The organism is Halocynthiibacter sp., assembly GCF_049608145.1.
Taxonomy (GTDB): domain Bacteria; phylum Pseudomonadota; class Alphaproteobacteria; order Rhodobacterales; family Rhodobacteraceae; genus Halocynthiibacter.
Genome location: NZ_JBMYXF010000071.1, coordinates 1 through 10,990, shown reverse-complemented (window position 1 = coordinate 10,990; position 10,990 = coordinate 1). Strand labels below are relative to the sequence as shown.

At 54.5% G+C, this 10,990-nt stretch carries 12 protein-coding genes; 4 read left to right on the top strand and 8 right to left on the bottom strand.

Annotation, left to right across the window (positions count from 1 at the left end; genetic code table 11):
• Positions 1 to 189 precede the first annotated feature (189 nt).
• From ACPGUT_RS14875 to ACPGUT_RS14860, 4 genes are all read left to right on the top strand, one after another.
• Positions 190 to 1,293, top strand: coding sequence for an AI-2E family transporter (locus tag ACPGUT_RS14875; RefSeq protein ID WP_423992700.1), 1,104 nt, complete (start codon positions 190 to 192; stop codon positions 1,291 to 1,293).
• Positions 1,293 to 1,970 (top strand): chromosomal replication initiator DnaA, encoded by a 678-nt coding sequence (locus ACPGUT_RS14870; RefSeq protein ID WP_423992698.1) that lies wholly within the window; start codon positions 1,293 to 1,295, stop codon positions 1,968 to 1,970. The genes ACPGUT_RS14875 and ACPGUT_RS14870 overlap by 1 nt, the downstream gene beginning before the upstream one ends.
• A gap of 39 nt (positions 1,971 to 2,009) precedes the next feature.
• Positions 2,010 to 4,199 carry an RNA degradosome polyphosphate kinase gene (locus tag ACPGUT_RS14865; RefSeq protein ID WP_423992696.1) on the top strand — a complete coding sequence of 730 codons (2,190 nt, stop codon included), beginning with the start codon at positions 2,010 to 2,012 and terminating at the stop codon, positions 4,197 to 4,199.
• A gap of 86 nt (positions 4,200 to 4,285) precedes the next feature.
• Positions 4,286 to 5,866 carry a Ppx/GppA family phosphatase gene (locus ACPGUT_RS14860; RefSeq protein ID WP_423992694.1) on the top strand — a complete coding sequence of 527 codons (1,581 nt, stop codon included), beginning with the start codon at positions 4,286 to 4,288 and terminating at the stop codon, positions 5,864 to 5,866.
• A 7-nt stretch (positions 5,867 to 5,873) separates the two neighbouring features.
• On the opposite strand, the gene ACPGUT_RS14855 is transcribed toward ACPGUT_RS14860, so the two are convergent.
• From ACPGUT_RS14855 to ACPGUT_RS14820, 8 genes are all read right to left on the bottom strand, one after another.
• Positions 5,874 to 6,209 carry a hypothetical protein gene (locus ACPGUT_RS14855; protein WP_423992692.1) on the bottom strand — a complete coding sequence of 112 codons (336 nt, stop codon included), beginning with the start codon at positions 6,207 to 6,209 and terminating at the stop codon, positions 5,874 to 5,876.
• A 38-nt stretch (positions 6,210 to 6,247) separates the two neighbouring features.
• Positions 6,248 to 7,267, bottom strand: coding sequence for an endonuclease/exonuclease/phosphatase family protein (locus ACPGUT_RS14850; RefSeq protein WP_423992690.1), 1,020 nt, complete (start codon positions 7,265 to 7,267; stop codon positions 6,248 to 6,250).
• Positions 7,267 to 7,959 (bottom strand): TerB family tellurite resistance protein, encoded by a 693-nt coding sequence (locus ACPGUT_RS14845; protein ID WP_423992688.1) that lies wholly within the window; start codon positions 7,957 to 7,959, stop codon positions 7,267 to 7,269. Before ACPGUT_RS14845 ends, ACPGUT_RS14850 begins: the two co-directional genes overlap by 1 nt.
• A gap of 41 nt (positions 7,960 to 8,000) precedes the next feature.
• Complete coding sequence (locus ACPGUT_RS14840; protein WP_423992686.1) at positions 8,001 to 8,477, bottom strand: N-acetyltransferase family protein; 477 nt, start codon at positions 8,475 to 8,477, stop codon at positions 8,001 to 8,003.
• Positions 8,474 to 9,085 carry a VOC family protein gene (locus ACPGUT_RS14835; protein WP_423992684.1) on the bottom strand — a complete coding sequence of 204 codons (612 nt, stop codon included), beginning with the start codon at positions 9,083 to 9,085 and terminating at the stop codon, positions 8,474 to 8,476. The genes ACPGUT_RS14840 and ACPGUT_RS14835 overlap by 4 nt, the downstream gene beginning before the upstream one ends.
• A 98-nt stretch (positions 9,086 to 9,183) precedes the next feature.
• The gene (locus tag ACPGUT_RS14830) at positions 9,184 to 9,657 is read right to left on the bottom strand and encodes a hypothetical protein (RefSeq protein ID WP_423992682.1); all 474 of its coding nucleotides are present in this window, start codon (positions 9,655 to 9,657) and stop codon (positions 9,184 to 9,186) included.
• 146 nt (positions 9,658 to 9,803) lie between these two features.
• Complete coding sequence (locus ACPGUT_RS14825) at positions 9,804 to 10,274, bottom strand: hypothetical protein (RefSeq protein ID WP_423992680.1); 471 nt, start codon at positions 10,272 to 10,274, stop codon at positions 9,804 to 9,806.
• A gap of 175 nt (positions 10,275 to 10,449) precedes the next feature.
• On the bottom strand, positions 10,450 to 10,990 hold a 541-nt coding region (locus ACPGUT_RS14820; protein WP_423992678.1), incomplete at its 5' end, for a cobalamin-dependent protein.

Below are 10,990 nucleotides of genomic sequence, written 5' to 3'. Positions count from 1 at the left end.
TCGACGGAAATCCTTGAATATCCCTATGCACAATCCATGCACATCTTATGCATATTCTATGCATATCGAGGGAACGGAGGGCCAGGACGATGGTAAGAGATTGCCAAGGATAGCCCAGGGGCTGCGTCAGGCTTGCAATCCCCCCCGTCTGCCCCGCATACAGAGATCATAGACACGAAAGGATTCACCGTGGGATTACCAGTTAAAAGCCAGCTTAAATATTGGGGCATCGCCAGTGCCGTTTTTCTGATTGCGCTTTGGTATATTGGCAACGTCATGATGCCCTTCCTGTTGGGCGGTGCGATTGCCTATTTTCTGGATCCGGTTGCTGATCGGTTGGAAAACGCCGGCCTGTCACGGGTGGCTGCGACTGTCATAATCTCGCTTGCGGCGGTTCTTGTCTTTGTCATCATCGTGCTTGCCGTTATTCCAATGCTGGTGACGCAGGCCATTTCGCTTGTGGAAACTGCGCCGGAACTGTTCATGCAGTTGGAAGCCTTCCTAAGCACAAAGTTCCCAGGCATCATGGATGAAGGCGGCCCGATCAGCACAGCCCTTGCGAAAATCGGTGAAGTTGTTCAGTCACGCGGCGGCGAAATCCTGCAAGCGGTTCTAAGTTCTGCCCAGGGCGTGGTGAATGTTGTTGTGCCCCTGGTGATTGCCCCGGTTGTGGCGTTTTACCTGCTGCTGGACTGGGATCGCATGGTGGAACAGGTCGATCGTCTGCTGCCACGGGATCACGCCCCGGTTATTCGCCAGCTGGCCCGCCAAATTGATCGGACGCTTGCAGCCTTTGTGCGCGGGCAAAGCACGGTGTGTCTGGTGCTGGGCACCTTCTATGCTGTCGCTTTGATGTTTGTGGGGCTGAACTTTGGTATCGTTGCGGGCTTTATTGCCGGGCTTTTGACGTTTATCCCCTATGTTGGCGCATTGGTGGGCGGGATGCTGGCCATTGGTCTGGCGCTGTTTCAGTTCTGGGGGGACTGGTGGTCTATCGGTCTTGTCGCCGCTATCTTTGCCGTCGGTCAGGTGTTGGAAGGCAATGTGATTACCCCGAAACTGGTTGGCAAATCCGTGGGCTTGCATCCGGTCTGGCTGATCTTTGCTTTGTCTGCCTTTGGCACGTTGTTTGGCTTTGTCGGCATGCTGGTTGCTGTGCCTGTGGCGGCCTCGATCGGGGTGATCGTGCGTTTTGTTATCAGTCAGTATGAAGACAGCCGTCTGTATCAGGGGCACGAACGCTATGCGCTGACCCATCCGGAAGAAACACTGGCGGAAGAAACCGACGCATAATGCAGCTTAGCTTTGATCTTCCCCTTCCTCCGGCTTTGGGGCGGGAGGATTTTTTGGTTTCCCAAAGCAATGCCATTGCCTTTGCAGCCCTCGAAAACCCTGCGGCCTGGCCTGCGGGCAAGCTTGCGTTGATTGGCGAGGCTGGCAGCGGGAAAACCCATCTGGCCCATGTTTGGGCACAGGACAATGAGGCCGTGATCACCGATGCCCGTCGTCTGAACACCGCCGATATCGAAGCTTTGGCAAATGCCCCCCTTGTGGTGGAACATATCGAAGACATTGCCGGCAATCCCTATCTGGAACGGGCCATGTTCCATTTGCACAATCTGACACTGGCCAACCGCCAGCCCCTGTTGATCACCGGGCGCGCTGAGCCCGCCCATTGGGCCATCGCATTGCCCGATCTCAAAAGCCGGATGCAGGGCACCCCGGCCATTCGCATTGATGCCCCCGATGATGCGTTGCTGATGCAGGTCATGGTGAAATTATTCTTTGACCGCGGCATCGAGGTGAAAGCCCCCGTCGTGGATTATCTAGTAAAGCGCATGGATCGCAGCCTGAATGCCGCGCGCACCCTTGTGCAGGCCCTTGATCAGGAAGCCCTGGCCCGGGGCAAACCAATTGGCCTGCGTCTGGCGGGGGAAGTTCTGGACAATATAACGCCGCAAAGCGCATAACGTCATAAAAGCTTCACACTTTATCGCCAGGACGTGCCTATGACTGATGCCGTGAACAGCAGTGATTTTCTGCAAGCGCCCTTCCCTGCCCCTGTGGTTCTTCCCGAAGAAGAACGCACTGGCCCAAAACGTTTTTTCAACCGCGAACTGTCCTGGCTTGCGTTCAATTGGCGCGTCTTGGAAGAAGCTTGCAGCCCCCGGGTTCCCCTGTTGGAACGGCTTCGGTTTCTGTCCATTTCCGCAACCAACCTAGATGAATTTTACACTGTGCGCGTGGCGGGTTTGCGCGAGTTGGCCCAGGCTGGCAATACCACCCCGGCCGCCGATGGGCTGACACCTGCTGAACAGCTGGAACTGATCAACGCAGATGCGCGCGCGCTGATGGAACGTCAGCAAAACACATGGGATGCGTTGCGCGGCGAAATGGAAGACCAGGGCATTCATCTTCTGACCCGCGATGATCTGTCTGCCGCGGATCAGAAATTTCTGGCCGATCACTTTATGAACGAAGTGTTTCCGGTGCTGTCCCCGCTTGCAATTGACCCGGCACATCCGTTTCCTTTCATACCCAACACGGGGTTTGCGCTGGCCCTGCATTTGGAACGCAAAGGCGACAAGCGTGGTCTTCAGGCCTTGTTGCCGGTTCCGCAGCAGATTGATCGGTTTGTTGCCTTGCCCTCGGGTGATGGCAGCCTGCGTTTCTTGCCGCTGGAAGAACATCTTTTGCTGCATATCGAACAATTGTTCCCCGGGTATAAAACCAAAGGATCCTGTGCATTCAGGGTGTTGCGCGACAGCGATCTGGAAGTCGAAGACGAAGCCGAAGATCTGGTGCGCGAATTCGAAGTTGCCCTGAAACGCCGCCGTCGTGGTCAGGTGATCCGTCTGAAACTGTCTGCCGGTGCACCGCGTGGACTGCGCAAAATGATCATGCAGGAACTGCCCGCGGTCGAAGATGATTTAGTGGAAATCACCGGGATGATTGGCCTTGCAGACCTGTCAGAGCTTGTCATTGATCAACGTCCTGATTTGTTGTGGCCGCTGTTCACCCCCCGTGTTCCCGAACGTGTGCAGGATCATGATGGCGATATGTTTGCAGCGATCCGGCAGAAGGACATGCTGTTGCACCACCCTTATGAAACCTTCGACATGGTGGTGCGCTTCCTGCAACAGGCGGCCCGCGATCCCAATGTCGTTGCCATCAAGCAAACCCTGTATCGGACATCGAAAAATTCTCCCATCGTCGGGGCCCTATGTGAGGCCGCAGAAGATGGGAAATCTGTCACCGCCCTGGTCGAGTTGAAGGCACGGTTTGACGAAGCCGCAAACATTCGCCAATCCCGTCGTCTAGAACGCGCCGGGGCCCATGTGGTTTATGGTTTTCTGGATCTAAAGACCCACGCCAAGATTTCCACCGTTGTGCGCCGCGAAGGTGACAAGCTGGTGACTTATACGCATTACGGCACGGGAAATTACCACCCGATTACGGCGCGAATATACACGGATGTCAGCCTGTTCACCTGTGATGCCAAACTTGGCCGGGATGCGACCCGGGTGTTCAATTACCTCTCTGGTTATGCCCAACCTCAGGCCCTGGAAAATCTTGCGATTTCCCCCCTGACACTGAAGCCACGTCTTTTGGAAATGATCGCCCGCGAAGCTGCGTTTGCCCGCGACGGCAAGCCTGCAGAAATCTGGGCCAAGATGAATTCCCTGATTGATCCAGAAGTGATCGATGCGCTTTACGCGGCCAGCCGCGATGGCGTTAAAATCAGCCTTGTGATCCGTGGGATCTGCGGGCTGCGCCCGGGGATCAAAGGTCTGTCGGAGAACATCCGCGTGAAATCCATTGTCGGACGTTTTCTGGAACATTCGCGCATTGTCTGCTTTGGCAATGGGGCCGGTTTGCCCAATAAGAAAGCCCGGGTGTATATCTCATCCGCGGATTGGATGGGGCGCAACCTGAACCGCCGTGTTGAGACCCTGATCGAGATCACAAACGCCACCGTCAAGGCCCAGATCGTTGGTCAGGTCATGGCGGCCAATCTAGCGGACGAAGCCCAAAGCTGGGTGGTGGCGGCTGATGGCAGTTTTTTACGCCCGGAATTCGCCCCCGACGCGCGCCCCTTCAACTGTCACCGTTTCTTTATGGAAAACCCATCTTTGTCGGGCCGTGGATCTGCGGGGGCATCTGATGTGCCCCAGCTGACACACAGCCACGATGACTGACAGGATTTGACCCAGATCAGTGCAGGCGGCATGGTCCATCTTAACATCCCTCCGCATGTCTCTGTACCAGTAATACCGGAATGAATATGACCCGTAAGAAAAAGACCACCCGAGGCGACAGCGCGTTGCATGATGATTGGGGCCTGTTTGGGCGCCCCCTGTTTGAAGATCCAGCATCGCGGGATCTGTCGCGGGTGGGCGTGGTTGACGTGGGTTCAAACTCTGTCCGGATGGTGGTGTTTGACGGCGCGGCGCGGTCCCCGGCCTATTTCTTTAACGAAAAAATCATGTGTGCGCTTGGGGCTGAGCTGCCCCAAACCGGCCGCCTGTCGGTCACGGGGCGCGCGCGCGCCTTGTCTGCCATCCGTCGTTTCCAACAACTTGCCCGTGGTATGGGGCTGGACGAATTGACCGCTGTGGCCACCGCAGCCGTGCGCGAAGCCACAGATGGGCTGGATTTCTGCGCCGATGTTTTGCGCGAAACTGGGTTGAATATCCACGTTATCGACGGTCTTGAAGAAGCGCGTCTTTCTGCGCAGGGTGTGCTGTTGGGCTGGCCCACTGCACGTGGGCTTGTCTGCGATATCGGCGGGTCATCTATGGAACTTGCAGAAGTGTCCGAAGATGGGGTTGGAAAAACCATCACCTCGGCCCTTGGGCCACAGAACCTGAAAGCGGTGCGTGGCGGCAAGAAGGGCCTGAAAGATCACATCAAATCCGAAATAGAAGATTTGCGCGCGGCCATGCCCGGCGACTATGAACGGATTTACCTGGTTGGCGGGTCCTGGCGGGCGATTGCGCGCCTTGATATGGAACGGCGCGGCTATCCCCTGACGGTTTTGCACGAATATCGCATGACGCCAAAATCGGTGATGGATACCGTAAAATGGATCAGCGAAAACGATCTTGACGATCTTCGGGCGCGCACAGGCACGTCCGAAGCGCGGATGATCCTTGTGCCAGAAGCCAGCCGCGTTCTGAAACAACTGGTGCGCACGTTCAAACCGCGTGACATCGCAGTGTCATCTTATGGGATCCGGGAAGGCATGTTGTATGAACAGATGCCGGATCACCTGCGGCGTCGTGATCCATTGATCGAAGCTTGCCGGTTTGCCGAAGTCAAAGACGCCCGCATGCCGGGGTTTGGCAAGGCGTTGTATGAATTTGTCTCGCCATTGTTCAAATCTGCCAACGCCGATCGTCAGCGTCTGATCAAGGCCGCCTGTTTGTTGCATGACGTGACCTGGCGCGCGCATCCGGATTTTCGCGCCGAGGTGTGTTTTGACAATGCAACGCGCGCCAATCTTGGGGGTTTACGCCATCGCGAACGGATTTTTCTGGGTCTGTCCCTGCTGCATCGGTACAAAAACAACCGCGATGGTTCGCGGTTTGAAGAACTGTTTGAGATGCTAACCGACCGTGAAATTCGGGATGCTGAGATCCTGGGCAAAGCCATGCGCTTTGGTGCGATGTTCTCGGTGAAATCACCAAATGAAGCCGCCGCGCTGAAACTGTTCCCGTTGAAAAAGCAACTTGAACTGGCCCTGACCAAAGAAGGCGATGCATTGTTTGGCGAGGTCGCAGAGGCGCGGTTTAAATCCCTTGCGACGTCCTTGGGGGCCGATGCACGTTTGAAGCGAAAGAAATCCGTGAAAACGGAGGCTTAACAGGTTTTCAGATTTCGGTTTCTGATGGATCATCGCTGTCTTCTAATGGGGTTTTGCGCCGGATGATAATATCACCATTGGGCAGGACTTCGGGCAATTCATAGGCGGAAAAATCACCGATCATGCCGCGCAGCTCTTCCATGGCGGGCCCCATTTCAAGGGCAAGCCCTTCGAGATCTTCAAGTGCAGGTTCCATTTCTTCAAGCAGGCCGCGCAACAACAGTTTTGCGCCCTCTTCCATCAGGCTGAAACCTTCATCGGTCGGAGAAGCGTCCTGGGCCTGCACAGCTGGCGCAGCAACGCTGAGGGCTGCAATAAGCCCGAAAGTGGCGATCTGTTTCATAGGATGAATATAGGGGCTGGTTGGCGATTCTTTAAGGGTCAGAGATCAATATCCAGCGTCACCGGGAAATGATCCGACGCCGTCAACAGGGCATTGCGCAGTTTTTCGTCGTTGTAACAATGGCCATCATCAAAGGGATGCCAGATGCGCCACATCGGTTTTTTCCGACGTAAACCGCTGGAAATCATGATGTAATCCAACAGCGCCGAAAGATAACGATTTTCATCGCGGATAAAGAAGCGTGACGTGGTGGGGATCGCGATACCGTGGCGCGACAAGGCCTGACGGGCATGGGGATCAAACAGGCAATTGTTGCCTTCTTCCCCCAGAACCACTTCGACACCGGAGCGTCCGAACAGTTTCTCAAATTCGTCCAGACCAGGCCCGTCGTTGAAGTCGCCAAGAACCATCACGTCATCGCCAGTTTCGAGATGTTCAACCACACGTTTGCGCAGCCAAATACATTGCGCCAGTTGTTTACGGCGGTTCTGAATGGAAATTCTGCGGGCCTCGGCATCACTTTTTGCCCCATGGGGCGCTTTGGATTTCGCATGCACGCCGATCATACGCAGGGCTTTGCCCGTATGTGTTGTCACGGCAAGTTCCAGCGGAGGCTTTGAAAAGATGACTTTATCCGGTGCAGCATCCACATCCAGATCCATTGCGAAATCGGTATCAAAGCGCGGCGCACCGGGTTCACCCGCATTCACAGCCCCCCTGGGATCATGTTCCGCCGTCATCTTTGACGGATCATACATCAGGGTGATTTCCTGCTGGGTTTCATTGGCAAAGCCAGTGACGGCCTCAGATTGGCGCAACTGATACCGTTGCGCGAGATTTTTCAGGGCCGCGGATGAGGAACGCCTAGAATGGCTGTCCGGGGCTTCGATGAACATGATCGCATCCGCATCAATTTCGCGCAGAACCCGAACGATTGCATCCATCTGGGCCTTGCGTTTGATGTTCCAACGGCCAGACCAGTTCTGATCCACAAGCGGTTGGTCTTCATCATCAAAAAGCGAATTGAACCATTCAACATTCCATGTCGCGATGCGCATTATGCGGGTTCTGCCTGATGTAAGGATTGGATTTCTTCCCAGGCCTGATTGATCGCCACAAGGCGCGTTTCTGCAAGTTTCACCGCCTCTCGGGGCAAGCCCCGCGCAATCACACGATCCGGATGCATCTGGCGCACCAGATCACGCCATGTTTTGCGGATCTCCCCCACCGGGGTGTCGGCTGTCACGCCCAGAACATCATAAGGGTTGGGCGTTGTATCCGGCACAAACCGTGTTCGCAAAGACCGGAACATCATTTCGTTCATGCCAAAGATTTCAGCAACACGGGCCAGAAAATCATTTTCATTCGGGTGATATTCACCATCGGCCATAGCGATGTGAAACAGGCCTTCCATCAGGAAACAGGTGCGCCCGTCGTTTTCATCAAACATCCTGGCGATGCGTTCTGCATAGATTTCAAATCCTGCAACATCCTGACGCGCAAGGTCAAAAACCCGGGCCGCCTGAATTTCATCTTCTTTGCTGATCTGAAAAACTTCGCGAAAGGCTGTCACTTCATCGCGGGTGACCTGGCCATCGGCCTTGGCCATTTTTGCGCCAAGCGCGATCACCGCAATCGTGAAGGCCACGGAACGTTCGGGAGATGCGCGCAGCTTGTCGAAAACTTCGGACAGCGATTGTCCCGAAGTCAGCGCAGAAAGCGCGTCACTTATGCGTGTCCAGATACTCATGCCACAATCCTAACGGCAAATCCGGGGAATGTCCCGTACCTTCAGAGGTGCTTGAACAAAAGGTGAAGATCAAGCCAGTTTTCGTGTTTACGCCCAGCTTGCGGCAATATCCCGCCGGATTGAAAGCCAATGGCCTGATGAAACGCCAGGGCCTGGGTGTTGGAACCAGAAATCGCGGCGACCATCATATGCTTGCCTTGATCCCGCAGTCTATCTTCGAGGCCCTGCATCAAACGGCGCCCCAATCCCTGTCCCTGCATATCTCGGGTCAGATAGATCGTAATTTCGCTGCAATGGGCATAGCCGGGGCCCGCACGAAAACTTCCAGCACAGGCAAATCCAGAAACCACCCCGTTGATGTCAGCCACCAGAAATGGTGGATCGGAAAGGATCCGTTCCTTTAGGTCAGGCAGCGTCTTTTCTTCTGTGGTGAATGTGGCGAACCCCTTGCGGATCTCGGCGTTCCAGATCTTTGAAATTGCGCTTGCATCCCCATCCTTCGCAGCCCGGATCATCATCGCAGAACCTTTGATCCAGAGGGCGTTTCAAACCGGGCCGTAAAACCCGGTGTTCCCTGAAGAAAGCACAGATCCGGGCCATTTGTTTTGTCAAAACATGATGCGAGGTCAGAGATTTCCGGATGCTGTATTTCAAATGATGACAGGCGCAGATCTGTAATCGGCAGGCGCTGCACCGGATGCGCATTCCCTTCCCATGTGATCAGGGCGGGGGCGATATTATCATAGGGCAGCTTGCCGTCCTTCGGCACAGCCATCTGCCAACGCAGATCCCCGCGCGACAAGGACAGCGGCACGCCCGCCCCAGCAGGGGCCTGTGACAGACCCGATTTCAAATCATCGCAGCGCAGGATCCAGTTGGTGATACGTGGTTCACCTTTGAAATTATCCAGATCAAACCAACGCGGATGGGGGGGGCGTGCCGCATCGGGATTGATTGCAATGACCTCAAGGTACAGATCATCTTTCAAACCAAGCAAACGATTGTGAGTGCCCATCAGAGGATGTTCTCCGCCGGGGTTCATTTTGACGCCCAAAGTATCTTCGACATATTCCACCCCTTCAGCAAGGGTTTCTGCGGCAATGGCGATGTGGTCGAAGGTGAACATATTCTGTCTCCTGTTGGGTGATGACAGGAATGCAAAAGCGGGCAGGAAGATCAATGCCCCCTGCCCGCTTTTGCAAATTTTGCGCAGAATTTATGCGATTAGAATGTTTCGACGATCAGTTGCGCGTTACAATTGTTGCCGTCAAATGTCCCGATCCAGATGTCGTAGATACCATCGCCCGCCGGACGGGTCAGACGGATTTTCGGATCCGCGTTGCCATTGTCATCATCGTCAAAATACCAGTTCACACCCGCGGTATTGATCAGCAGTGTTGCGTCGCACTGGCTTTCGACGCGGAATTCCAGCTGGTATCCCTTGATGCCGTTCACGGTAATAGAAAAATCTGGCTGCTTAATGACATAGCCGGGCATTGGCCCCGTCCAGTTGTGGGCGCGCAAACGGCAATTGGCAAGATTATACTGCCCCCCGGCCACCACATTGAACCGATGCGCGCTGTAAAGCTGCGAACCCGTCAGTTCATAGCGTTCATTTCCCCAGAGCTGGTAATCCGGGCAGGCCTGCGCCCCTCCGGCAAAAACAAGAAAAATTAGTGAATACAAAAAACGTTGCATATAAGCCTCCTGCACTTCTGCATTACGTTGTCCCCGGTATGAGACTACAACAGCTTTGCATTTTGGCAAAATTAATTTGCAGGCAAACAGCCTGTATAAAAGGCCAGATTCAGGGGAAATCCCCCAAATCTGGCCGTCTTTTTTGATTAGAAGCTTTCGACAATCAGCGTCGCTTCGCAGGGGGCGCCGTTGAATGTGCCGATCCAGACGTCATAGACGCCATCTGAACCTGGGTTGTTCAGGCGGATTTTAGGATCGCCATCGCCATAACTGTCATCATCATAAAACCAGGTGCCCTGGGCGTTGTTGATCAGCAGAACAGTATCGCAAGCCCCGATAACACGGAATTCCAAGTCATAGCCCTGAACGCCGTCGATGCTGATAGAATAATCCGGTGCAGAGATCACGTGGCCGGTCAGCGAACCAGACCAGTTTGCCGCGTTGATTTTGCAGTTTTCGAGGTTCTGGTCACCACCCGCCATAATAGAATACTGACGGGGGGAATAAAGTTGTTCACCCGTGATGTTAATTTCCGAACCCCATTTGGCGTAATCCGGGCAGGCTGAAGCAAGAGTGGTGGAAAGCATCAAAAAGAGTGATGCAAAAAACAGTTTCATGGTCGTCTCCGAAAAAATTGTGAAGGGGCACCCCTGCCCCTTCTGGTACCGACGCATGTCTGCCATTAGTCTATGACAAATCAAAGGCGGAACGAATATTTTTCCGCCCCGCCTTTGATGGTTTTTCGTGAATAACACAGATAGGCTTTTGAACGCCCAAGCCTGTCATCTGATATCAGCGCATTTCGCGTAGGATTTTCAGAATATCTTCAGCCGCTTCTGGGATATTGGTGCCTGGGCCAAAGATCGCTTTGACGCCCGCGTTGTAAAGATAATCATAGTCCTGCTGCGGGATCACACCGCCACAGATAACAATGATGTCTCCCGCGCCCTGTGCTTTCAATGCTTCGATCAATTTGGGCGCCAGCGTTTTATGCCCTGCAGCCTGGGATGAAATGCCAACGATATGCACATCATTGTCGATGGCATCTTGCGCGGCCTCTTCCGGGGTTTGGAACAGCGGACCAACATCCACGTCAAAGCCGATATCCGCAAAGGCTGTTGCGATGACTTTCGCGCCGCGATCATGACCGTCTTGGCCCATTTTCACAACCAACATGCGGGGACGACGGCCTTCGTCACTGGCGAAATCTTCTACAGATTTCTGGATTTTTGCAAAGCCTTCGTCGCCTTCATAGGCTGCGCCATATACCCCTGCCAAAGTCTTTACCTCCGCCCGGTGGCGCCCAAACGCCTTTTCCATTGCCATGCTGATT